The sequence below is a fragment of the Sulfitobacter dubius genome, from assembly GCF_027214245.1.
Taxonomy (GTDB): Bacteria; Pseudomonadota; Alphaproteobacteria; order Rhodobacterales; family Rhodobacteraceae; genus Sulfitobacter; species Sulfitobacter dubius_A.
The window spans coordinates 1-22,424 of record NZ_JAPWHM010000005.1 but is presented as its reverse complement, the minus strand read 5'-3'; the positions used below and the strand labels follow the sequence as shown (position 1 = coordinate 22,424).

The following is a 22,424-nucleotide window of genomic DNA, read 5'->3' as shown; positions in this document are numbered from 1 at the left end:
GTTAGCGGATGTCCTCGTCGACCATCGTTTCAGGCTCACGGCCCATGTAAAGCACACTTTCACGGTACCGCGCCGTGGCGAAGCGCGCGATGACGCCAATGGCGGCGGCCACAGGCACGGCGACCAGCAGCCCGACGAAGCCAAAGAGTGTGCCAAAGACCGACAGCGCCAGCAGCAGCCAGACCGGGTGCAGCCCGACGGAGTTGCCGACCAGCTTCGGGGTTAGCAGATTGCCCTCGACGATCTGGCCCAGCACGAAGATGCCGGCGACCAGCCCAATTGAAAGCCAATCACCCCAGAACTGAAACAGGGCCAGACCAATCGCCAGCGCCCCACCGATCAATGCGCCGAGGTAGGGGATGAAGGTCACCAGCCCCGCGACAAAGCCGACGACGAGGCCGAACTGCAGCCCCACCAGCATCAGAGCCACGGCGTAATAGGTGCCAAGGATCAGGCAGACCGTGCCCATGCCGCGTACGAAGGAGGCGAGTGTCGCATCGATCTCCCGCGCCAATTGCCGGATCGTCGGCGCATGGTCGCGCGGCAGCAGCCGGTCAATGGCAGCAACCATGCGGTCCCAGTCGAGCAGCAGATAGACGGCGACCACGGGGACGATAACGAACAAGAGCAGGATGTTGATCAGCGAGGCAAAGGAGGCCAGTGCGGTTTGAAACAGCTCACCACCGCGTTCTTGGATCGTCGTGCCCAAGGTGGTCAGCGAAGTGCGCAGCGTCGAATCGTCATCCAAAATCGACGGGAAACGGTCGGTGATGAAATCAGTGAAATTGCGAGTGACCTTGGGCGCGGTCTCGATCAGGTTGACGGTTTGGTTCACCAGCGTCGGGATGACCAAAAGCGCCATCAGCACGAAGATCAAAAGAGCCGCCACGGTGATCAGCGCGGTGGCCATCACACGGCTCAGCCCCAGTCGCTCCAGCCGGTCGGCGACCGGATCGAGGAAATAGGCAATCGCCCCGCCGAGCAGAAAGGGCAGCAGCACGTCGCCCATGAACCACAGTGCCACCATGAACACCGCCGCAGCGATGCCCCAGTATTTCAGTTGGTCTCGGATTGGCAGGGCCATGATGCTCTCCGGCAGGGAATGTTCTCACATCGCCCATGTGGCGTTTCGTTTCAAGTCTTGGCTGCTTGACTGGGGGGAGATCGGGCGACCATCAGGACAGCACGTCGTCCGTTGTGTACAGGCCGCTCGAGAGATGGGCGCCGTGCGCCGCGGGCGGCCAAACTCTTGCGCGGCCTGTGCGATGTGATTGTCTCGCCCCCTGACATGCACTAGTCAGGGGGCAATTCGCTCAATGAGGAAACACCATGCGTCTGTCCCAATATTTTCTGCCCGTGCTGAAGGAAAACCCTGCCGAGGCGCAGATCGTCAGCCACCGGTTGATGCTGCGGGCGGGGATGATCAAGCAATCCAGCGCGGGGATCTATTCTTGGTTGCCGCTGGGCTACAAGGTGCTGCGCAAGGTCGAAGAGATCGTGCACCAAGAGCAACAGCGCGTGGGCCATATCCCGATGCTGATGCCGACGCTGCAATCGGCGGACCTGTGGAAGGAATCGGGCCGCTATGACGCTTACGGCCCCGAGATGCTACGCATCCGCGACCGTCAGGACCGCGACATGCTGTACGGTCCCACCAACGAAGAGATGATCACCGACATCTTCCGCAGCCATGTCGGCTCTTACAAAGACCTGCCGCTGACGCTTTACCACATCCAGTGGAAATTCCGCGACGAGATCCGCCCGCGTTTCGGCGTAATGCGGGGCCGCGAGTTCCTGATGAAAGATGGCTATAACTTCGACCTCACCAAAGAGGACGCGCTGCACGCCTATAACCGCCATCTGGTCAGCTACCTGCGCACCTATGAGCGGATGGGCCTTCAGGCCATCCCGATGCGCGCCGACTCCGGCCCCATCGGCGGCGATGACACGCATGAATTCCTCGTGCTGGCCGAGACGGGTGAATCGGAAGTCTTCTATGACAGCGAGATCACCGATCTGACCTTCGGCGACCGCGAGATTGACCCCAATGATCACGACGCCTGCCGCGCCGTGCTGGATGAATTCACCTCGCGCTACGCCCGCACCGATGAAACCCACGACCCCGAGCTTTTCGCCAAAGTGCCCGAAGACCGCCAGCGCACCGCGCGCGGCATCGAAGTTGGGCAGATTTTCTACTTCGGCACGAAATATTCCGACGCGATGAATGCCAAGGTGCAAGGCCCTGACGGCAAACAGGTGCCGGTCCATATGGGCAGCCACGGCATCGGCGTCAGCCGTCTGCTGGGCGCGATCATTGAGGCCAGCCATGACGACAAGGGTATCATCTGGCCCGAAGGCGTGACACCGTTCCACGCAGGTATCGTCAACCTCAAGCAAGGCGACGACGAAGCCGATGCGGCCTGCGATGCGCTTTATAAGAGCCTCAAGGCGCTGGGCCTCGATCCGCTTTATGACGACCGCAAAGGCGGCGCTGGTATGAAATTTGCGACGATGGACCTGATCGGTCTGCCATGGCGCATTACCGTCGGTCCGCGCGGGTTGAAAAACGGCGTGGTCGAACTCACCAGCCGCCGTACGGGTGAAAGCGAAGAGCTGCCGCCCGAACAGGCGGTCGAAAAGCTGGCGAAAATCTACGCCGGTATCGTCTGAGCGCCGCGATGATCCTGCGGGCGCTGACATTGGCCGGTGGGATCATAGGGGCAGGAGTTGCCGCGCAAGGCCCGGGGTTTACCCGGGCCTATGTGTTTGAGCTAGAAGCCGCAGAGCGAACGCTCTCCGGTGTTGTAGCGCATTTTGATGCTGCCGCCCGCTCCGCCGGGCTTGACCGAGAGGCCGCGCTTGCGCGGCTGCGTGGGTCGGCCTTGTTGGAACGCCGACGTATCGATCTGACCCGCAACGTCGAAAGGCACATGGCGCTTGAGGCGCAGGTGCCGCGACTGCAAACGGCGGGTCCGTTCCTGCGCAGTTATTTCCTGTTACGCGCACCTGACGCAGAAGCGTTGCGCGCAACCGTGCAGAAGTTTTCGCCCACCGCGCCGCGCAGCCGTGCCGAATTGATCTTCGCCACCATAGGCTTCATCGCCGGAGCCGCCTTTGCGCGGCTGCTCCTCTGGCTGCCCACATGGCCCGCGCGCTTCCGCCGCCGCCGGGCATTGCGTTCTTGACCCTTCTGGGGCAAAGCCTCAGGTTGCGCGCACCTCAGACCGGAGCCCTCCCGCATGGCCAGCAAACCCACACGCACCGCCCCATTCGCGGCCTTTGAATGGATGATCGCATGGCGCTACCTACGCGCCCGCCGCGCCGAGGGCGGGGTGAGCGTCATGACATGGATCAGCCTCATTGGCATCACGCTCGCGGTCTTCGCACTGATTGCCACGCTGTCGGTCCGCTCGGGCTTCCGGGCTGAATTCGTCGATACGATCCTCGGAGCCAATGCCCATGTCACGGTCTACACCATGGGCGAGGTGCAGGAAAACGGCCAGATCGACCGCACCATCGCCAACTACACCGAGATGGCCGCCGAGGTCGCAAAAGTGCCCGGCGTGACCCGCGTGGCCCCCTTGGTGCGCCAGCAGGTCATGGCGAACCGGCGTCAGTCCAACGCAGGCGTTGAGGTCTTTGGCATCGTGTCGGATGATCTGATGACCATCCCCGGCATCCAACCTTCCGAGCGCTCTTTCGGTGACATTGGCCGGTTTGAGGAAGGCATCGCCATCGGCAGCGGCGTGGCGCAGAGCTTGGGCGTGCAGGTTGGTGACACGATCAAGCTGATCTCGCCCAATGGGGTGAAAACCGCCTTTGGCACCAGCCCGCGGGTGAACGGTTATGAAGTGGTCTATATCTTCTCTGCCGGGCGCTATGATATTGATAAGACACGTGTCTATCTGCCGATCGCCGAGGCGCAGAGCTTTTTCAACCGCGAGGGCGTGGCGGATGAGTTGGAGGTTATGGTCGAAGACCCCGAAAGCGTTGACGCCATGGCGCCGGCGCTGATGCAGGCGGCGGGCGATCGCGCACAGGTCTGGACATGGCGCGATGCGTCCGGCTCGTTCCTTTCGGCGCTGGATATCGAGGACCGGGTGATGTTCGTGATCCTCTCGGTGCTGGTGTTGATCGCCGCGATGAACATCGTCTCGGGCCTGATCATGCTGGTCAAGAATAAGGGCCGCGACATTGGTATTCTGCGCACTATGGGGCTGTCCGAAGGCTCGGTGCTGCGGGTGTTCTTTATCTGCGGCGCGTTCACGGGGATCATCGGCACCGCCGCAGGCGTGGTGCTGGGCGTGCTCTTTGCGATCTACGTCGACCAAATTTTCGCCTTTGTGAACTACCTCAGCGGCGGCAATGCTTGGGACGCCTCGATCCGGGGCATCTACTTCTTGCCTGCCAAATTGCAGCTGGCCGATGTGCTCTCCGCCGTGGCCCTGTCACTGGGCCTGAGCTTCATCGTGACGATCTTTCCCGCCCGCCGTGCGGCGCGGATGAACCCTGTGGAGGCTCTGCGCTATGAATGATCCCGTCCTGCGCCTGAGCGGCATTTCCAAGGCCTACAACCCCGGCAAGCCCAACGAGGTGCAGGTGCTGCGCGACATCAATCTGGAGGTCGCTCCCGGTGAAGTCGTGGCACTGGTCGCGCCTTCGGGCGCGGGCAAGTCGACCCTGCTGCATATCGCGGGGTTGCTGGATACGGCAGACAGCGGCACGGTGGAGATCGCGGGCGATGATCTGACCGGCCAGAGCGACCGCAAGCGCACTGGCGTGCGACGGGCGGATGTCGGCTTCATCTATCAGTTCCACCACTTGCTGCCCGAGTTCACCGCGCTGGAAAACATCGTGCTGCCGCAGCTTGCCAATGGCGTGGCCCGCAAGGTGGCCGAGGCGCGGGCGCGTGATCTCTTGGCACAGGTGGGCATCGCCGAGCGGGCCGACCACCGCCCCGCCGCCATGTCGGGCGGTGAGCAGCAGCGGGTGGCCTTCTGCCGGGCGCTAGCCAATGCGCCGCGTTTGTTGCTGGCAGACGAGCCCACAGGCAACCTCGACCCCTCGACCTCGGATCAGGTGTTTGCGGCGCTGATGGCGCTGGTGCGCGGCACGGGGCTTTCGGCGGTGATCGCCACGCATAACCTTGAACTGGCCGCGCGGATGGACCGACAGATCCGGCTTGAGGCGGGGCAATTGGTGCCGGTCTAAATCAGCCGCAGATATTGTCCAACTCAACCCCATCCCACGGCAGGCTCACGTCATAGGGGCGGCTTTGGGGCAGGGGGGCGACGGGCATGACCTCCGAGAGCATCGCATGCAGCCGCTGGGTGCGTGGCGCCTGCGGGTCGAGCGCGCGGCAGCAGACGAATTCCTCTACGATTGAGCCCTGCTGCTCATAGCCGAAATCAAGAAAGCGCGGCTGCGTGTCGACTTCGAAGAGGTAGGGATCGGGGCTGGTGAACTGCTCTGAGGCTGCGCGCAGGGGCGAATAGCCGGTAAGCTTGCGGTTCTGCCATTGCCAGACATGGGTGATCTCATGCGCCAGCAGCATCGCCGCGATCAACCCAATGCGGTCGGGGTGATCGGGGAGGTAGTCTTCGAGGTACCAATCCTTGTCGAATAGCAGGTTGTTCCACAGGGCCACGGCGGCGGGTTTGGAGGTCACGGTGTCACCTTCCTGCGGCGGTAGGATGCGCTCGCGGCAGGTGGTGCGTGGGCGCGGCTTGCGGGTGAAGGTAACGGCGCGGGTGGGGGCGCCGTCATGCAGGCGGACACGGGTATAGTCGACGGAATTGCCGTGGATGGTGGAGAGATAGGCGCGCTCGTTCTCCGTCAGCGGACGGCCGCAGGCGGTGAGGAGGAGAAGAAGGAGGAGGGCGCGGATCATAGGGCGAGTTAGGACCGGTGCGGGCGGCGGATCAAGGGGAAAGATTGGGCTGGGTGCTGACGTTGCGGGCAACTGCTGCTGCGGTCCCGACCTGTCGTTCTGTGGAAGCCCCGTCCCCATGGGGGGAAGGGAAGGGCTATGCGCCAAAGTCGCATGGGATACGGAACAGGTGTGGCTGGGAAACGCTCCATAAACATATGAGATAAGCTAAGAGAATACGCTTTCGACAACCCGGAAAAACAAGTCAATACTCGGTATCGAGAGAAGGGCGTACCCCGCAAGAACCATAATTAACGAAACTAGAAGCCAAGTTTTTCGCGTTTTGACATAAGTCACATAGTGGTCGATAGCGAGACACCGCACTAATCCACTAAATTTTTCTATCGCAGCTTTGTAAGAGTAATTGACGATTGTGTGATCGGTGATTTGCTGCTTGAAGCTTTCCCATTGTCTGAGTTCATCGTTACCGTAAAGAGTGGTATGACCATGGCTTTCAATGCGACCATATACTTCAATAAAGTCTCTAGGTGTAAAAACGCTCTGGACAAACGCGATGTATTCGCTCTGCGATTTTGCTTGTTTCAATACGAACGGTCGGCGCCAAATAAAGAGCAGTTGTCCTAATCCTAAAAAGATTAATCCAAAATACGCGAATCTTAATCGCGAGCCATCCTCTAGAAAGTATGAGCTGTCTTCAGCCCCGATGAGTTCGCTGAAGCCGAATTGATCCAATAACGCATCGTTGAAAATGATTAGATAAGCGAAGATTGGAACGATTGCGAAGGCTTTTGATAGTGGCCCCTCAAATAAAGTGACGTAATCATCCCATCTGAAATTATACCAAAAACTACCGAACCGATACTTTACGTTGGAGCAATAGCTATTTGCCCCCTCAAACATCCAACTCCTCCACAAACTGCGCGTTCTGCTGAATATAAGCAAACCGCATCTCCGGCTTTTTCCCCATCAGCCGCTCGACCAGATCCCCGGTCTCGCCCGGCACGTCCTCGTCCACGGTCACGCGGATCAGCTTGCGGGTTTCGGGGTCCATCGTGGTCTCTTTCAGGTCCTTCGCGTCCATCTCGCCCAGACCCTTGAAGCGGCTGACATCGATTTTGCCTTTGCCGCCGAGACCCTTCTCCAACCACATGTTTTTCTCTGCCTCATCAAGGCAATAGACCCGTTTCGCCCCCTGCGTCAGGCGAAACAGCGGTGGGCAGGCGAGGTACAGATGCCCCGCGTCGATCAGCGGGCGCATTTGGGTAAAGAAAAACGTCATCAATAGCGACGCGATATGCGCGCCGTCGACGTCGGCGTCGGTCATGATGATGATCTTGTCATAGCGCAGATCGTCGAGGTTAAATTTCGTGCCCATGCCGACGCCAAGCGCCTCGCAGAGGTCGTTGATCTCGGCGTTGGTGGTGATCTTGCTGGAGGCTGCCCCGAGCACGTTCAGGATTTTACCCTTGAGCGGCAGCAGCGCCTGGGTGTTGCGATTGCGCGCGCCCTTGCCGGAGCCGCCGGCGCTGTCGCCCTCGACGATGAACAACTCGGTGCCTTCGCGGGTCTTGCTGGTGCAGTCGGTCAGCTTGCCGGGCAGACGCAGCTTTTTGGTGGCGGATTTGCGGGCGGTTTCCTTTTCCTGCTTGCGGCGCATCCGCTCCTCGGCGCGCAGGACGAGGAAATCGAGGATCGCACCGGCGGATTTCGTGTCTGCCGCCAGCCAGTTGTCAAAGTGGTCGCGCACGGCGTTCTCAACCAAACGTGCGGCCTCGGTCGTGGCGAGGCGGTCTTTGGTCTGGCCCACGAATTCTGGCTCGCGGATGAAGCAAGACACCAGCGCGCAGCCGCCCGTAATCAGGTCTTCGCGGGTGATGTCCTTGGCCTTGCGGTTGTTCGCCAGCTCGCCGTAAGCGCGAATGCCCTTGAGGATCGCGGCCCAGAAGCCGCCCTCATGTGTGCCGCCTTCGGGCGTCGGGACGGTGTTACAGTAGGACTGGATGAAGCCGTCGCGGGCAGGGGTCCAGTTGATCGCCCATTCCACCTTGCCCGGCACGCCAAAGCGTTCTTGGAACTCGACCGTTCCGGCAAAGGGGTTTTCGGCATAGGTGGTTGATTTGCCCAAGGTTTCGCGCAGGTAATCAGCCAGACCGCCGGGGAAATGAAAGGTCGCCTCCATGGGCGTATCGCCGTCTTCGATCTCGGACTTCCAGCGGATTTCGACGCCGGAGAAGAGATAGGCCTTGGAGCGGACCATCTTTAGCAAGCGAGCGGGTTTGAAACGGTGGGCGCCGAAAATCTGCTCATCCGCGTGGAAAGTCACCGTGGTGCCGCGCCGGTTGGGCGCCGCGCCGATCTTCTCTACCGGGCCTTGCGGGATGCCGCGGGAGAAGCGTTGTTCGAACAGTTCGCGGTTGCGCGCGACCTGCACGACCATGGAATCAGACAGCGCGTTAACCACAGATGCACCAACCCCGTGCAGACCGCCCGAGGTCTGATAGGCCTTGCCCGAGAACTTGCCGCCCGCGTGCAGCGTGCAGAGGATCACTTCAAGCGCGGATTTGTCGGGAAACTTCGGGTGCGGGTCGATCGGGATGCCGCGGCCGTTGTCGCGAATGGTGACCGAATAATCGGCGTTCAGCTCCACTTCGATCCGGTTGGCATGGCCCGCCACCGCTTCGTCCATCGAGTTGTCGAGCACTTCGGCCACAAGGTGGTGCAGGGCGCGTTCATCGGTGCCGCCGATATACATGCCGGGGCGCTTGCGGACAGGCTCCAGCCCCTCCAGCACTTCGATGGAGGAGGCATCGTATTCGGTGGGTTCCTGGCCGGAAAGAAGATCGGTCATGCGGGCCTGCTCTTTGTTTGTGGGTGGGGGCCATTTTGACAGCCCCGCGCGCCGGGGGCAATCGCGGGTTTGTCTTGTCGGGCGGATTTAACCCGGTCAGCCGGCTTTGGCGCGCAGCCAATCGGCAAGGGTCTCTTCGTCGATGCGGCCTTGGGCCACTTCGCGGATCAGGTCGCCTGCCTCGATGGTGTCGTGGGCGATGCGGATACCATTGAGATGCAAGCAAACGATCATGGTTTTATAGGCAGTGCGCTTATTCGCGTCATTAAAGACATGACCGGTGGCCACGGCCACGCAATAGGCAGCGGCAAGATCAAAGGTATCCGCGATCATCCCGTAGACCAGCCTGTTGTCCACCCGTGCCAGCGCCCCATCAAGAGATTTGTCCAGCGCCCGACCAGCAAGCTCTCCGGGGTTCAGGACAGCATCATGAATGGTTTCGACAAGGTCGGCGTTCAGAAGGACATAGGTCATTTGTCTTTGAGGTAGTCGAGCACGGGCTGGGTTTGCTCACGGGTGGCGGCAATGCTCTCCATCACCTCATCCAGCGTGGCCACGCGCGGCTCCTCCTGCAGGGTCGCCTCGGCTGGTACGAAATACCCCACACAACGTGAGTTCTTCATCACCGCCACGGGTTTGCCACCAGAGCGTTCCAATACCTTATGCGGTTCGCGCATTTCGGTCATGGTGGCGATGTGGTTGGTGTGAATGCGGGTCATGGCGCGGCTCCTGAATGCACATCTCAATATACATTTGGTTGCGCATTTTACAAGGGCCGCTGCCTGCACCAGTCGAGGACCGCCGCCGCCACCTCTGACGGCTTTTGGTGGTGCAACCAGTGGTCCGCGCCTTCTATCTCAACACGGGTAAGGTCTGGCGCGAAGGTTTCCAGCCCCGCGGTGGCTTCGGGCAAAAGGGCGGTATCCTCTACCCCCCAGATCAGCAGATGCGGGCAGTTCACGCGCAAACGTTCAACTGGGAATTCTGGCAGGTCGCGCAGGGGTTTGCCGGGAGACGCGACTTGCAGGGGGGAGGCGCGATACCAGTTGATCATCGCCCTCAGCCGCCCCGGACGCCCCCATTCCGCGCGGTAATCCTCAAGCCGCTCTGTGGTCAGCCAACTCAGGTCCATATGCGCCGAAAAGAGTTTTAGCAGCCCGGCGAAATCGTCTTTGGCCAGCCTCACCGCGCTGCCTTCGGCGCGCAGCGCGTTGATATATTGCGAGGCGCGCGACTGTGCACCGCCTGCGGCCATGGCACGCTGAAAAGGCACGGGATGCACGCCGTTGAGAATGATCAGCCGGGCCACCAATTCGGGCCGGAACATCGCCAGCGCGTAGCCCACCGAAGCGCCCCAGTCATGCGCCAAAACCGTCACCGACCTGTCCCCGATCAACGCGGCCATATCGGACATAAGGTGCGCCATCGCGTAGGGCTCAATTCCCTCGGGTGCGCTGCTTTGACCATAGCCGCGCTGGTCGGGGGCGATGCAGCGAAAGTGTTGGCAAAGCAGCGGGGCCAGATCGCGCCATGCGCCGCCATATTCGGGAAAGCCATGGAGCATGAGCAGCGGTGGCAGGCTTTCATCTCCCCAATGGCGTATGAAAATCTCCTGACCGTTCACGTGGCGGGTTTCGGTCCGTGTTGGTTCCATCGCGAGCCCTCCTGCCATCAGCTTTGCCGCTCAGGGTCGCAGACGCAAGGAATTCATGGCAAAATCAGGGCAAGAAAGCCCCGCAAACCCATGACAGAGCGCAAAAACCGGACTTTCCCTTTGCAGCGCCCCGGCGTAAGGCTTGCCCATGACCAAAGTAATGACCAACCGCAATCACGTCCGGGCGATCCTGACGCTTGGCCTGCCGCTGATCGGCGGGCATCTGGCACAGATGGCCATCGGGGTGACCGATACGGTCATGCTGGGCTGGTATTCGGTCGAGGCGCTGGCGGCGGTTGTTCTGGGCAGCACCTATTTCTTCGTGCTGTTCATCTTCGGTTCGGGCTTTGCCATGGCGGTGATGCCGCTGGTGGCCGCCTATGACGCCGAGGATGATGAGATTGGCCTGCGCCGCGCCACGCGCATGGGGCTGTGGCTGTCGGTGGGTTTTGCGATGATCGCGCTGCCCGCGATGATCTGGTCACCTGCGGTGCTGGACCTTCTGGGGCAGGGGCCCAACCTTGCCGATACGGCGGGGGATTACCTAAAAGTCGCGGGCTGGGGGATTGTGCCCGCGCTGCTGGTGATGGTGCTGAAATCCTACCTTGCCGCCTTGGAGCGGACGCAGGTCGTGCTGTGGATCACCCTGCTGGCGGCCGTGATCAACGCGATGGCGAACTACGCGCTGATTTTCGGCAACTGGGGCGCGCCGGAGCTTGGCGTGATGGGCGCGGCGGTGGCCTCGGTCACGACGCAATGCGTCTCGCTGATCGGGGTGGTGATCTATGTGCTGATCGCCCTGCCGCAGCACAGCCTATTCGTGCGGCTGTGGCGGGTTGATACGCAGATGCTGGTGCGGGTCTTTACGCTGGGTCTGCCGATTGGTCTGACGACGCTGAGCGAAGTCGGTCTGTTTGCGGCCTCTTCGTTGATGATGGGCTGGCTTGGGACGATCCCGCTGGCGGCGCATGGGATTGCGATCCAGCTCGCCTCTCTGACCTTCATGGTGCATCTGGGGCTGAGCAATGTCGCCACGATCCGCGCGGGCAATGCCTATGGCCGCCGCGACGTGCCGCATATGAAGCGCGGCGCGGTGATCGTGACGGGGCTCTCGCTGGTCTTTGCGCTGATCACTATGGTCGGTTTTGTGGGCTGGCCCGAGCCGTTGATCTCGGTTTTCATGCAAGAGGATGAGCCTGCGCGTGTTGAGATTCTTGCCATCGGCACCGGCCTTCTGGTCATGGCCGCGCTGTTTCAACTGGTCGACGGGGCGCAGGTGGTGGCGCTTGGCCTGCTGCGCGGGGTGCAGGATACCAAGATCCCGATGGTGATGGCCGCGATCAGCTATTGGGTGGTCGGGATGCCCTGCTCCTATTTCCTTGGCTTTACGCTGGGGTTCGGAGCGATGGGCATTTGGGCCGGTCTGGTGGCCGGGCTGGGCGTCGCGGGGCTGCTGCTCAACGCGCGGTTCTGGGGCGTCACGGTCAAGTCACTGGCCGGGTAACTCTCAGCCCCGATCCATCCGATCCGCCTTTTTGCGCACCAGCGTGCTGCGCAGATCATGCATTGCCAGCAACAGGTCATCGGTCACCGCATCCAACTCGGCATCCGTGGCTCGCGATTGCACCCATTGCGTGGTGAGGTTCAAATGATCCACCGCGCGGCGGATGTCGTCAATCTCTCGGGCGGCAAGGGTTTCGCGGCGGGCCTTTGTCCAGCGGGCAATCTCGGTCTGATCCGCTTCTGTCAAACGGTGCTGCCCATGGGGCTTTACCTCACCGTTACGGATGTTGATGACGGCGATCTGCTCCATCTCGATCCGGCGCTGGCGGTTCGCGGCATCCAGCCGAAACACCGCCGCGCCATTCTCGCGGACCCTGAAGTAATAGTTGGGAAGATCGCCTGCCATGGTTCGCCTTTACGTCAGCCCGGCGCAGAAGGTCTGGATGCGGGTGCATGCCTCTTTCAGCGCCTCGTCAGACGTAGCGTAGCTGACGCGGAAATTCGGCGAAAGACCGAAGGCCGCGCCAAAGACGACCGCCACGCCGGTTTCCTCAAGCAGCGCGGTGGCAAAAGTCTCATCATCCGTGATCTGGGTGCCCGCCGCCGAGGTCTTGCCGATCAGCCCGGCGATGGAGGGATAGACGTAAAACGCCCCCTCGGGCGTGGGGCAGGTGATCCCCTCAATGGCCGAGAGCATCTCAACCACCAGATTGCGGCGGCGCACGAACATCTCGTTGTTTTCAGCGATGTAATCCTGCGTGCCATTCAGCGCCTCAACCGCAGCCCACTGGCTGACCGAGCAGGGGTTTGACGTGCTTTGCGATTGAATCTTGCGCATCGCGCCGATCAGCTTTTCCGGGCCTGCGGCATAGCCGATGCGCCAGCCGGTCATGGCATAGGCTTTGGACACGCCGTTGACGGTCAGCGTGCGGTCGTAAAGCGCGGGTTCGACCTCGGCCGGGGTGCAGAACGCGAAGCCGTCATAGGCGAGGTGCTCGTACATATCGTCACTCATCACCCAGACATGCGGGTGGCGCATCAATACGTCCGTCAGAGCCTTCAGCTCCTCCCGGCTGTAGCCCGCCCCGGTGGGGTTCGAAGGGGAGTTGAAGATGAACCACTTTGTATTAGCTGTGATCGCCTCTTCCAGCGCCTCTGGGGTGAGCTTAAAGTTGTTCTCCAGTGTCGCAGGCGCGATCACGGGCGTGCCGCCTGCCAAGAGCACCATGTCGGGATAGCTGACCCAATAGGGCGCGGGGATCACGACCTCTTCGCCGGGGTTCATCGTGGCCATCAGCGCGTTGTAGAGGATCTGCTTGCCGCCCGTCCCGACGCTGACCTGCGCGGGCGTGTAGTCCAGCCCGTTGTCGCGTTTGAACTTGGCGCAGATCGCCTGTTTCAACTCAGGGATGCCATCCACGGGGGTGTATTTCGTCTTGCCTGCGGTGATCGCGGCGACAGCGGCGTCCTTGATATTCTGCGGCGTGTCGAAATCCGGCTCGCCCGCGCCAAGCGCGATGATGTCGCGCCCCGCGGCCTTGAGTTCTGCCGCCTTGGTGGTAACGGCGATGGTGGGCGACGGTTTGACCCGATCAAGGGTCGCGGACAGCAGTTCCATTTCAGCCTCGGGTTGCTTATGAATATCCCCACGTTCATAGGGGGCGTCCCCGCACCCGGCAAGGGTGTCTGGCAGGAGATAAAGCATGACCGACGAGATTGACTGGTACGGCCCCGAGGCCGCCACCTTTGGCGACCGGGTCGCGGCGGCCCGCGAACAGACTGGCATGACACAGGCGATGCTGGCCAAACGGCTCGGCGTGCGTCTGGCGACTTTGCGCGGCTGGGAAGAAGACCTGTCCGAGCCGCGCGCCAACCGGCTTTCGATGCTGGCGGGGCTGCTCAATGTCTCTATGATGTGGCTGATCAATGGCGAAGGCGAGGGGGTCGATGCCCCCGAAGCGGGCGAGACCGCGCGCCGCGTCGATCTTGAGGAAGTGCTGGCCGACATGCGCGCCCTGCGCAGCGACCTGCTGAAAAAGGCCGAGACTGTCGGCAAAATGGAAAAGCGCATTCGGCGCCTTATGACGGAGCCCGCAGATGCCTGAGGTCCATGAACACCGGTTAAAACGCCTGCAAATGCGCTCCATGCGCCGGGGCATCAAAGAGATGGACCTGATCCTATCGGCCTATGCCGAGGCGCGGCTGCCGCAGATGGATGACGCGGGGCTTACGCTCTATGATCAGATGCTCAATGAGAATGACCACGACCTCTATCTTTGGGTGAGCGGACAGGCCGAGGCCCCCGCCGACTATGCAGCATTGGTCACGGATATCCGCGGGCAATTGGCCGAGGCGCGGGGCTGATTCAAAAAACCCGAAAGGGTTTAACGAATTATTCTGATTTTTCAGCGAGTTTCCGGTTCGAACAAGGTGAACCGGAGATTTCGCATGAGCATTCAAGACCCCGCTGCGCAGCCGATGGCCATAAAGGGTTTTATGGCAGGCTATCTTGAGTCCCTGTCCTTGGTCGAGCGGTTGCACCGCTTGCTGCTGGACGTGATCAAGGACGAATTCGAACGTGTCGGCGTGTTAGAGATCAACGCCGTGCAGGCGCTGCTTTTGTTCAACATCGGCGATAACGAGGTGACCGCGGGCGAGCTGAAAAGCCGCGGCTACTATCAGGGCAGCAACGTCAGCTACAACCTCAAGAAGCTGGTCGAAATGGGCTATATGCACCACCAGCGCTGCGAGATTGACCGCCGATCCGTCCGCGTTCGGCTGACCGAAAAGGGGCGCTATATCCGCGATGTGGTGGCCGAGCTTTTCTCGCGCCATGCCGATGGGATGGAACACAAGGGCGTGCTGGGCGATGCGGGGATCGAAGATATCACCCGCTCTCTCAAACGGATGGAACGGTATTGGACGGATCAGATCCGCTATATCTACTGATCACGGGCAGGGGGGATGAGGTGGGAGTAGACCCTCCCCTCCACTTCCCGCAAGAGCTTGCGTGTCATGGCGCGGGCGTAGTCCTCAAACCCCTCAGCGGTTTCAACGAATGCGCCGGGGCCGAGCATGACTTCAGCCCGGTAGTATGACGCCAGCGCGCCGACCTCGCCCTGCCGACTGTCGCCAAGCGCCGGGTCTTCCGCGCCGATCACCAAACCGTTGATGGTCAGATCCTGCGACCCAAGGGGCGGGGCTTGCAACCTGTCGCGTATATCCCGGGGCCGCGGACCGAAGTTCGAGATGCCATCGCCCGAGATATCCAGCGTGTGTTTCTGGCAGGCGGCGCGCGTCGCCAACTGGCGCGCGCCAAACTGCATCGCATCCCCCAATGCCGTGCCGGGAGACGCCGCGCGCCGCACGGTGCTGCGCAAAAGGGTGATGGCCCCCTCAAGTGCCGCCGCGTCGCTCAACGGGGTCCAAGGCAAGATCACCCTCTGGTCACTGGACCCGCTCCATTCATAGATCATCAGGTCGACGCCATGCTCCGGCAGCGCCAGCAGGGCGTCCCGCACACGCGGATCGTTCAGCGCGTCGGCCAAACCACCGATCTGCAACCGATACTCTCGGGCATCGACCGAACCAGAGACATCCAGCCCCAAGACAAGCGCCTGCCGACAAGCGGCCTCGGCCGATTGGACGGCATTGATCGTGAGAAAAAGGGCGAGGGCCGCGCGGATCATCCCAGCGATCCGCTCAGCCGCGGCGGCCCCTTCTTGGGGGCGACCGAAGAGGGCACATCACGCACCGGGCGCCGCGCGAGACGACAAAGGGCCGTCCGCGCTGCGCCCATGGGCGCAAGCATCAGCGCCAGCAGGGCACGGATGAAGAGCCTTACCAATGGCCGCTATTTTCCATGCTGGCCCAAGGTTCCTGCGCGGGCAGGGCGTCACCCTCTTGCAGCAGTTCGACCGAGATATTGTCGGGCGAGCGGACAAAGGCCATGCGCCCGTCGCGCGGCGGGCGGTTGATGGTCACGCCGTTGTCTTGCAGGTGTTGGCAGGTCTCATAGATATTCTCAACCGTATAGGCGAGGTGGCCGAAATGGCGGCTGTCACTGGGCAGCGCGTCATCGCCATCCCAGTTATAGGTCAGCTCCACATCCGCATGGCCATCATCCATGCCCGGCGGGCAGAGGAAAACCAGCGTGAACCGGCCCCCATCGTTGTCGATCCGGCGCCGCTCCACAAGGCCCAGAAGTTTGTAAAATGCGATAGAGGTGTCCAGATCCTTCACGCGCACCATTGTGTGCAGGTATTTGATGGGCATCGGTTTTCCTTCAGTTGGGCCGCTTGGGACAGGATTGGAACACCCTGATCGGGCCGAAAATTCGTCGTCAAAAAGTCGTCACAAAACGGGAGGCGGAAAAATATGCCCGCCGCGCTTTGATAGAGAGTTTAGGCGCGAAACCACCGGTGTCAAAGGCGGCAACGGCATTGCCGGTCGATTGCCCCCGCAAAGCTCGCCTTGAGGCGCGCGGCGCGGAAGGGTATGCAATGACAAATGCCACGGATAACGGGGGGGCCTGCGTGAAACAGTACCATGATGCGCTGCGCGAAGTGCTGGAGCAGGGGGTGACCTCGACCGACCGCACGGGAACGGGGACGATCTCTCATTTCGGGATGCAACAGCGCTACCGGATGGCCGATGGCTTCCCGCTGGTGACGACGAAGAAGCTGCATCTGAAATCCATCGTGCATGAGCTTTTGTGGTTCCTCTCGGGCGACACGAACATTGGCTACCTCAAGGAAAATGGCGTTCGCATCTGGGACGAATGGGCGGATGAGAACGGTGATCTCGGCCCGGTCTATGGCCATCAATGGCGGCGTTTTCCGATGGTGGGTGAGCCGATGCCGCAGCCCGATGGGACGGTGCTGCATCAGGCCGGGCAGGTCGACCAGATCGCCAAACTGGTCGAGGCGATCCGCAAGACCCCCGATAGCCGCCGCCTAATCGTTTCGGCGTGGAATCCGGGCGAGGTGGACCAGATGGCGCTGCCGCCCTGCCATACGCTATGGCAGGTGCGCATCGCGGGCGGCAAGCTGCATTTGCAGCTTTATCAGCGCTCTGCGGATATGTTCCTTGGCGTGCCGTTCAACATCGCTTCCTACGCACTGCTGCTGGAGATGTTGGCCCATGTCACCGGCTACGCACCGGGCGATTTCGTGCATTCGATGGGCGACGCGCATATCTACTCCAACCATCTGGAACAGGTGCAGACCCAACTTGCGCGCACCCCCAAGCCGCTGCCAAAGCTGCGGATCAACCGCGAGGTGAACTCGATCTTTGATTTCCGCTATGAGGATTTCACCTTCGAAGGCTATGACCCCGACCCCGCAATCAAAGCGCCGGTGGCCGTCTGATGCTGAGCCTGATCGTCGCCCGCGCCCGCAATGGTGCCATTGGCAAAGACGGGGATATCCCTTGGTCGCTGCCCGAAGACCTGAAATTCTTTCAGCGCGAAACCACCGGTGGTGCCATCATCATGGGACGCCGTACTTGGGAAAGCCTGCCGTTCAAGCCGTTGAAAAACCGTCTGAATTGCGTGGTCTCCAGTACCGGTATTGAGGGCGTCCATGTGGCGCGCGACCCGCAGGCGGCCTTGGGCCATTGCGCGGCTGAGGGGTATCGCCGGGTCTACGGCATTGGCGGCGAAGGCATCTACCGCGCGCTTCTGCCCTTGGCGGATCGGCTCTTGGTGACCGAAGTCGACGTGGAAATCGACGCGGCAGACGCATTTTTCCCCGAGTTTGACCCTGAAGAATGGATTGAGCTTGGCAATCTCTGCCTGCGCGCGACGGGCCCGCGCGCCATCGCACGGGAGTGGCTGCGCCGCCGGTGACAACCATTGACATAGGCCGCGCGCCGCGCATCACTGCAGCTTATGTTTGATCTGTCCGCACCGCCCGAGGGGTTTGTCGAAAACCCATTCCCCCATTACGACCGCCTGCTGCGCGAGACCCCGGTGCTGCGCCAGCCCGATGGCTCTGTGCTGATCTGCCGCCACGCGGACCTGAACGCGATTTACCGCGACACCACGCTTTATATCTCGGACAAAAAGCTGGCCTTTGCGCCGAAATTCGGCCCCGGCAGCCCCTTGTTTGAGCATCACACCACAAGCCTCGTGTTCAATGATCCACCGTTGCACACCCGGGTGCGGCGGATCATGACATCGGCACTGACGCCGAAGGCGCTGGCACGGATGGAGCCGGGGTTGATCGACACGGTCGACCGTCTGCTGGAAGGGCTGGGCCCCACGCCGGACCTGATAGACGACTATGCCAGTTGCATCCCGGTGCAGATCATCGGCAACCTGCTGGACGTTCCGATGGAAGAACGCGGCCCCCTTCGGGACTGGTCTCTGGCAATTCTCGGTGCGCTGGAGCCTACCTTGAGCGAAGCGGAGCTGGAGGCGGGCCATACTGCGGTGCGCGCTTTCAAAACCTACCTGCAAGACCTCATCGCCCGACGCCGGGCTGAACCGGGGGATCCTGAAACCGACGTGCTGACGCGGCTCATTGCCGGAGATGACGGCGGCCAGTTGACCGAGATCGAGTTGATTCAAAACTGCATATTTATTCTCAATGCAGGCCATGAGACGACAACCAACCTGATCGGAAGTGCCCTCGCGCTGCTCCATGACCACCCGGATCAAAAGGCGCGATTGTTGGCGGAGCCCGCGCTGATCGGCCCCTGTATCGAAGAGGTGCTGCGCTTCCGCTCGCCCAATCAGTTCGGCAACCGCGAGACCACGGCTCCCGTCACGATCGGCGGGGTGGAGATTGCCGCGGGGACCAACCTGCATCTTTGCATCGGAGCGGCCAACCGCGACCCTGAAGTCTTTAAGAATCCGACGAAATTCGATATCGGGCGCAAACCCAATCGGCATCTGGCCTTTGCCGGTGGTCCGCATGTTTGCGTGGGCCTGACCTTGGCCCGGATGGAAGGGAAAATTGCCCTCCAACGCTTTCTGAACCGCTACCCGGACTATGAAATCAGCGCAGCGCGTCAGGGCGGCGGGCGCATCCGTTTTCACGGCTATGCGACGCTTCCGGCGCGGTTAAGTTAAAGACGCACTGCCATAAATGACTGGACTTGATGAAAGTGCCCCGGCAATCTTCGTTCATATTGTATATAATTGCGAGGATTATCATGCGTCTAACGACAGCTATTGCCGCGGCGGTAGGACTGCTTTCTGCGGGCCTGGCCGGTCAGGCTTCGGCCGACCCTAAGGTCTATGTCTACCCTAGCAGCGCGAATTATTGCCCGGCTGGCTTGCAGCCGGTGACGCTTGGCGGCGCGATTGGCTGCGGGACACCGAACCAGCCCATGACCTATGCAGAGGTCAAAGCGCATCCGGTTGTTCACCGCCATCGCCACCCGCACCGCGCAGTGACACTGCGCCGCTCAGCCCGCGTGCCTTGCCCGGTCGGGGCAAAGGGCTGTTCGTATCAGTGAACTCCCAAGCAACGCCCGGCGCGGGACGCCGGGTGTTCTTTTGCGATATCGTGGCTAGAGCAGGGCGAGATCGGTGGCCATCTGCCGACCGTCGCGGCCTTCGGTCAGCTCGTAGCTGACCTTTTGATCATCCGCCAAGCCGGTCAGGCCAGAGCGTTCGACCGCTGAAATATGAACAAATACATCGTTACCGCCGCTCTCGGGGGCGATGAACCCGTAGCCTTTGGTGGTGTTAAACCATTTCACGGTGCCAGTTGGCATAATCTCCGCGCCTCCTTTGTCTTTGCGTATCTGCGTCGAGCAGAATGGCGAAAGCGATTGAATTGCGACCCGCCATAATAGAAAGATCGCGCGGACTTGGAAAAAATCAAGCGATCAGGTGCGAAACCCGCAATTGGGGGCGCGATCGCGTGGCTGAGGGAGACGGATGTGCTAATTTATGGGCTGAAAAACTGTGACAGCTGTCGCAAGGCGAAAAAGGCGCTGCCAGAGGCGCAGTTGGTCGATGTTCGGGAGGCGGGCGTGCCGAGGGCGGTTTTGACGCAGGCCCATGAGCAATTTGGTTCGGCCTTGCTCAACACCCGCTCCACCACCTGGAGGGGGCTGGATGAGGAGGCGCGCAAGCAGACGCCGCTCGTCCTGATAGAAGCTCATCCAGCGCTGATGAAACGACCTCTGATCTCGGTGGGTGACAAGCTATTTCTAGGTTGGAACAAAGAGATAGAAGCTGACGTTCATGCGATGCTTTAACTTCGGCCTGCAATCAGCCGGTCCAGTGACAATGGGCCGGCACCTTTGACGACGAGCACCAAAAGCAAGAACACCCAGAGCGCCCGCTGGTCAAGGATATGGGCATCGGGAAAGCGGTCGAACCACGCGCCAAGCGCGCTGCCATGGCCGTAAAGATCGGTGAGGGATTGCACCACGACAAAGCCCACCATCGCCAGTGCCGCCAGTCGGGTCAGCAGGCCAATAACGATGAGCAGCGGCAAGATAAATTCCGCCACCGTTCCGGCGACGACGACGAGCCAATGGAACACTCCAAGCGCATCACTGTCATAGCCCACGGCCTCAAACACGCGGGGGAAGATTTGCGCATAGGCTCCGGTGGATGGGGTAAAGATGCCCAAGGGGCCGGGCCCGAGTTTGGTCAGCCCAGCATTCAGGAAATAGACCAGCAATACCGCGGCAAAGAGGAACCGGGCGAGGGTCGGAAGCAGCCAGTCGGCCCGCTCCAGACGGTCGGCGGCGTTGCGGTATAGGGTAAGAAGCCGGGTCATTTGCTGTCCTCCACAGAAATTGCGCTGAAGACACCGTGGCTCAGTGCGAGCGTCAGGGCCGCGGCGAGGTCAAACGCGGGCTGGGCGCCCACCGTGGCGTCATGGGCCGCCCCGAAGGGCAAGCCGTCGGCGAGGTGGGAGAGCCAGTGCGCCGCACTGGGCGGCAGCAGATGCGGCGCGGGATCATAGGCGGGGCGGGTGATTACAACATCCTGCGCTGCGCTGCGGGGCTTGGGCGCGTCCTCAGTGAAGTTATAGCGCCAGATGTCGAAAAGCGGCCAGTCTGACCGCAAGATGCGGGTAGCAGGCGCGATGGTGAGCCTTGCCCCCATCACTGCATCGGGGCCAAGCGTTTCGAAGACCTTCGGATCAAGCGGAACCGCGTCAGCCGCGTGGTAGGAGGCACGCAGAGCAAGGTCGAGCCGTGCCGCATCGGCGAGGTAGCCAATCTTAGCCAAAGGGGCGAAAGCCGCGATAAAGGCGGGTAAATCCGTGCCGTAATGCATCATCATCGGAGATGTCGGCGGATGTGCCCGGACGTAGAGCGGGGCCAGTTCGGCAAAGTTTCGGGCGCCGATCAGCTTGCGCACAAGGGGAAAGGCCACTTCGAGCGCGGCGATCAGGGAATGCGTGACGTTGTTGCGATAGACGCCATAGCGCGCTCCTGCCGGTTGCCCCCAGCCATCGCGCAGCCCATCGGGTGCGGGCCGTGACGGATCAAGCAGGGCCGCGCGAAAGCTGTGTTGGTCGGTCACACCAGCACCTCAGCGGCGCGGGTGGCTTCGGCCCGAAGGACGGGCCAGTCGGGCACGTCATTGTCCCACTCGACCAGCACCGGCTTTGGCCCGGTTTGGGCCAGCGTGTAGCTTAGCAGGTCCCAAACAGGATCGACGACCGGTTTGCCATGGCTGTCGATCAAAAGCGGCGCGCCGTGATCGTCAGTGTCGTCATCATGGCCGCCCACATGAATCTCGCCCACATGGTCTGTCGGAAAGGCGTCGATGTAGCCCTGTGGCGACAGCCCGAGATTGGTGGCCGAAATGAAGACATTGTTGACATCCAGCAAGAGTCCGCAGGAGGTGCGCGCTATAATCTCTGTCAAAAAGTCCGTTTCAGACAAGTCGGATTCCGCGAATGCAAGGTAGCTGGAGGGGTTTTCCAGCAGCATTTGCCGACCCAAGACGTCTTGGACTTGGTTGATATGTAACGCCACACGGGTCAGCGTTTCCTCGGTGTAGGGCAGCGGAAGGAGATCGTTGAGATACTCCATCCCATGGGTCGACCACGCCAGATGTTCGGAGAAGGACGCCGGCTGCGTCCGGTCACAGAGGGTCTTGAGCCGTGCCAGATGGGCCGCGTCTAGCGGCCCTTCGCCCCCGATCGACAGGCCGACGCCATGGACCGACAGGGCGAAACGTTCCTGCAAGGCGCGCAGCTGCGCATGGGGGCGGCCGCCGTCGCCCATGTAGTTTTCGGCATGCACCTCGATCCAGCGGACTGGGCCGGGATCGGCCATCAAGCCATCGAAATGTCGAGACTTGAAGCCGACGCCGGGGGCATTGGGCAGCCTTGTATCAGGGGGGGTATCGTCGCGCATATCGGCCTCCGGCGTGTTGCGGGGCGGGGTTGCGGGGGGGGGTGGCGCGCGGCGCGGCATTTTTTTATCGGGGCAAAACCCGGGGAGCGGCTACCAAAAACCGGGGCGCGCGGGGCCGGGGGGCCGCGCTCAATCGGGCGCGCGGGCCCGCCCCTCGGCGGGGGCGGGCCGCGGCCGGGGAGGTGCCG

At 61.5% G+C, this 22,424-nt stretch carries 28 protein-coding genes; 13 read left to right on the top strand and 15 right to left on the bottom strand.

Features of this window, described 5'->3' with window-relative positions:
* Position 1: 1 nt before the first annotated feature.
* Positions 2 to 1,084, bottom strand: a complete 1,083-nt coding sequence (locus O4H31_RS12990) for an AI-2E family transporter (RefSeq protein ID WP_269346413.1) — start codon at positions 1,082 to 1,084, stop codon at positions 2 to 4.
* A 245-nt stretch (positions 1,085 to 1,329) separates the two neighbouring features.
* Between O4H31_RS12990 and proS the strand changes: the two genes are divergently transcribed.
* The 4 genes from proS to O4H31_RS12970 are packed head-to-tail and all read left to right on the top strand — an operon-like array spanning position 1,330 to position 5,211.
* Complete coding sequence (gene proS, locus O4H31_RS12985; RefSeq protein ID WP_269346412.1) at positions 1,330 to 2,670, top strand: proline--tRNA ligase; 1,341 nt, start codon at positions 1,330 to 1,332, stop codon at positions 2,668 to 2,670.
* A gap of 8 nt (positions 2,671 to 2,678) precedes the next feature.
* Entirely contained in the window at positions 2,679 to 3,185 is a 507-nt protein-coding gene (locus tag O4H31_RS12980; RefSeq protein ID WP_269346411.1) for a DUF2937 family protein, read from the top strand.
* A gap of 54 nt (positions 3,186 to 3,239) precedes the next feature.
* A complete protein-coding gene (locus O4H31_RS12975; RefSeq protein ID WP_269346410.1) occupies positions 3,240 to 4,535 on the top strand; it encodes a lipoprotein-releasing ABC transporter permease subunit in 1,296 nt (431 codons plus the stop codon).
* A complete protein-coding gene (locus O4H31_RS12970; protein ID WP_269346409.1) occupies positions 4,528 to 5,211 on the top strand; it encodes an ABC transporter ATP-binding protein in 684 nt (227 codons plus the stop codon). Before O4H31_RS12975 ends, O4H31_RS12970 begins: the two co-directional genes overlap by 8 nt.
* A gap of 1 nt (position 5,212) precedes the next feature.
* On the opposite strand, the gene O4H31_RS12965 is transcribed toward O4H31_RS12970, so the two are convergent.
* From O4H31_RS12965 to O4H31_RS12940, 6 genes are all read right to left on the bottom strand, one after another.
* Positions 5,213 to 5,890: a hypothetical protein gene (locus tag O4H31_RS12965; protein ID WP_269346408.1), complete on the bottom strand. Its 678-nt coding sequence runs from the start codon at positions 5,888 to 5,890 to the stop codon at positions 5,213 to 5,215.
* 207 nt (positions 5,891 to 6,097) lie between these two features.
* Positions 6,098 to 6,790, bottom strand: a complete 693-nt coding sequence (locus O4H31_RS12960; RefSeq protein WP_269346407.1) for a hypothetical protein — start codon at positions 6,788 to 6,790, stop codon at positions 6,098 to 6,100.
* Positions 6,783 to 8,738, bottom strand: a complete 1,956-nt coding sequence (parE, locus tag O4H31_RS12955) for a DNA topoisomerase IV subunit B (protein WP_269346406.1) — start codon at positions 8,736 to 8,738, stop codon at positions 6,783 to 6,785. Before parE ends, O4H31_RS12960 begins: the two co-directional genes overlap by 8 nt.
* Before the next feature lie 96 nt (positions 8,739 to 8,834).
* Positions 8,835 to 9,212 (bottom strand): type II toxin-antitoxin system death-on-curing family toxin, encoded by a 378-nt coding sequence (locus O4H31_RS12950; protein ID WP_269346403.1) that lies wholly within the window; start codon positions 9,210 to 9,212, stop codon positions 8,835 to 8,837.
* Positions 9,209 to 9,457 (bottom strand): hypothetical protein, encoded by a 249-nt coding sequence (locus O4H31_RS12945; RefSeq protein ID WP_067263649.1) that lies wholly within the window; start codon positions 9,455 to 9,457, stop codon positions 9,209 to 9,211. The genes O4H31_RS12950 and O4H31_RS12945 overlap by 4 nt, the downstream gene beginning before the upstream one ends.
* Before the next feature lie 47 nt (positions 9,458 to 9,504).
* A complete protein-coding gene (locus O4H31_RS12940) occupies positions 9,505 to 10,392 on the bottom strand; it encodes an alpha/beta fold hydrolase (RefSeq protein WP_269346400.1) in 888 nt (295 codons plus the stop codon).
* A 148-nt stretch (positions 10,393 to 10,540) separates the two neighbouring features.
* Here O4H31_RS12940 and O4H31_RS12935 point away from each other — a divergent pair, with 148 nt between their 5' ends.
* Complete coding sequence (locus O4H31_RS12935; protein WP_269346399.1) at positions 10,541 to 11,896, top strand: MATE family efflux transporter; 1,356 nt, start codon at positions 10,541 to 10,543, stop codon at positions 11,894 to 11,896.
* 3 nt (positions 11,897 to 11,899) lie between these two features.
* On the opposite strand, the gene O4H31_RS12930 is transcribed toward O4H31_RS12935, so the two are convergent.
* A complete protein-coding gene (locus tag O4H31_RS12930; protein WP_269346397.1) occupies positions 11,900 to 12,301 on the bottom strand; it encodes a hypothetical protein in 402 nt (133 codons plus the stop codon).
* 9 nt (positions 12,302 to 12,310) lie between these two features.
* Complete coding sequence (locus O4H31_RS12925; protein ID WP_269346394.1) at positions 12,311 to 13,513, bottom strand: pyridoxal phosphate-dependent aminotransferase; 1,203 nt, start codon at positions 13,511 to 13,513, stop codon at positions 12,311 to 12,313.
* An 85-nt stretch (positions 13,514 to 13,598) separates the two neighbouring features.
* Here O4H31_RS12925 and O4H31_RS12920 point away from each other — a divergent pair, with 85 nt between their 5' ends.
* The 3 genes from O4H31_RS12920 (at position 13,599) to O4H31_RS12910 (ending at position 14,844) form a co-directional block, all read left to right on the top strand.
* Positions 13,599 to 14,000, top strand: a complete 402-nt coding sequence (locus O4H31_RS12920; protein ID WP_067622907.1) for a helix-turn-helix domain-containing protein — start codon at positions 13,599 to 13,601, stop codon at positions 13,998 to 14,000.
* Positions 13,993 to 14,259 (top strand): succinate dehydrogenase assembly factor 2, encoded by a 267-nt coding sequence (locus O4H31_RS12915; RefSeq protein WP_067941403.1) that lies wholly within the window; start codon positions 13,993 to 13,995, stop codon positions 14,257 to 14,259. Before O4H31_RS12920 ends, O4H31_RS12915 begins: the two co-directional genes overlap by 8 nt.
* Positions 14,260 to 14,343: 84 nt before the next feature.
* The gene (locus tag O4H31_RS12910; RefSeq protein ID WP_067622903.1) at positions 14,344 to 14,844 is read left to right on the top strand and encodes a MarR family winged helix-turn-helix transcriptional regulator; all 501 of its coding nucleotides are present in this window, start codon (positions 14,344 to 14,346) and stop codon (positions 14,842 to 14,844) included.
* Here O4H31_RS12910 and O4H31_RS12905 read toward each other — a convergent pair.
* Together O4H31_RS12905 and O4H31_RS12900 are read right to left on the bottom strand one after the other, a co-directional pair.
* The gene (locus tag O4H31_RS12905) at positions 14,838 to 15,584 is read right to left on the bottom strand and encodes a DUF1194 domain-containing protein (RefSeq protein ID WP_269346390.1); all 747 of its coding nucleotides are present in this window, start codon (positions 15,582 to 15,584) and stop codon (positions 14,838 to 14,840) included. The two genes, O4H31_RS12910 and O4H31_RS12905, sit on opposite strands and share 7 nt — an antisense overlap.
* Positions 15,585 to 15,735: 151 nt before the next feature.
* A complete protein-coding gene (locus O4H31_RS12900) occupies positions 15,736 to 16,170 on the bottom strand; it encodes a VOC family protein (protein ID WP_269346389.1) in 435 nt (144 codons plus the stop codon).
* A 260-nt stretch (positions 16,171 to 16,430) separates the two neighbouring features.
* Here O4H31_RS12900 and O4H31_RS12895 point away from each other — a divergent pair, with 260 nt between their 5' ends.
* The 4 genes from O4H31_RS12895 to O4H31_RS12880 all read left to right on the top strand — a co-directional run bounded on the left by O4H31_RS12895 (position 16,431) and on the right by O4H31_RS12880 (position 19,359).
* Entirely contained in the window at positions 16,431 to 17,264 is an 834-nt protein-coding gene (locus tag O4H31_RS12895) for a thymidylate synthase (protein ID WP_269347201.1), read from the top strand.
* Positions 17,264 to 17,743: a dihydrofolate reductase gene (locus tag O4H31_RS12890; RefSeq protein WP_269346388.1), complete on the top strand. Its 480-nt coding sequence runs from the start codon at positions 17,264 to 17,266 to the stop codon at positions 17,741 to 17,743. Before O4H31_RS12895 ends, O4H31_RS12890 begins: the two co-directional genes overlap by 1 nt.
* A 42-nt stretch (positions 17,744 to 17,785) precedes the next feature.
* Entirely contained in the window at positions 17,786 to 18,970 is a 1,185-nt protein-coding gene (locus tag O4H31_RS12885; RefSeq protein WP_269346386.1) for a cytochrome P450, read from the top strand.
* A gap of 83 nt (positions 18,971 to 19,053) precedes the next feature.
* Positions 19,054 to 19,359 (top strand): hypothetical protein, encoded by a 306-nt coding sequence (locus O4H31_RS12880; protein ID WP_269346384.1) that lies wholly within the window; start codon positions 19,054 to 19,056, stop codon positions 19,357 to 19,359.
* A 54-nt stretch (positions 19,360 to 19,413) separates the two neighbouring features.
* Here O4H31_RS12880 and O4H31_RS12875 read toward each other — a convergent pair whose 3' ends face one another.
* Positions 19,414 to 19,620 (bottom strand): cold-shock protein, encoded by a 207-nt coding sequence (locus tag O4H31_RS12875; RefSeq protein WP_067262111.1) that lies wholly within the window; start codon positions 19,618 to 19,620, stop codon positions 19,414 to 19,416.
* Positions 19,621 to 19,788: 168 nt separating this feature from the next.
* On the opposite strand from O4H31_RS12875, the gene O4H31_RS12870 reads away from it, so the two are divergent.
* Positions 19,789 to 20,109 (top strand): ArsC/Spx/MgsR family protein, encoded by a 321-nt coding sequence (locus tag O4H31_RS12870; RefSeq protein ID WP_269347199.1) that lies wholly within the window; start codon positions 19,789 to 19,791, stop codon positions 20,107 to 20,109.
* On the opposite strand, the gene O4H31_RS12865 is transcribed toward O4H31_RS12870, so the two are convergent.
* From O4H31_RS12865 to O4H31_RS12855, 3 genes are read right to left on the bottom strand one after another with little or no spacing between them, the layout of a single operon-like run.
* On the bottom strand, positions 20,106 to 20,639 hold the full coding sequence (locus O4H31_RS12865) for a DoxX family protein (RefSeq protein WP_269346382.1): 534 nt from the start codon (positions 20,637 to 20,639) through the stop codon (positions 20,106 to 20,108). The genes O4H31_RS12870 and O4H31_RS12865 overlap by 4 nt on opposite strands.
* Positions 20,636 to 21,394 (bottom strand): DNA-binding domain-containing protein, encoded by a 759-nt coding sequence (locus O4H31_RS12860; RefSeq protein ID WP_269346381.1) that lies wholly within the window; start codon positions 21,392 to 21,394, stop codon positions 20,636 to 20,638. Before O4H31_RS12860 ends, O4H31_RS12865 begins: the two co-directional genes overlap by 4 nt.
* A complete protein-coding gene (locus O4H31_RS12855; protein WP_269346379.1) occupies positions 21,391 to 22,236 on the bottom strand; it encodes a DUF692 domain-containing protein in 846 nt (281 codons plus the stop codon). The genes O4H31_RS12860 and O4H31_RS12855 overlap by 4 nt, the downstream gene beginning before the upstream one ends.
* Positions 22,237 to 22,424: the final 188 nt, after the last annotated feature.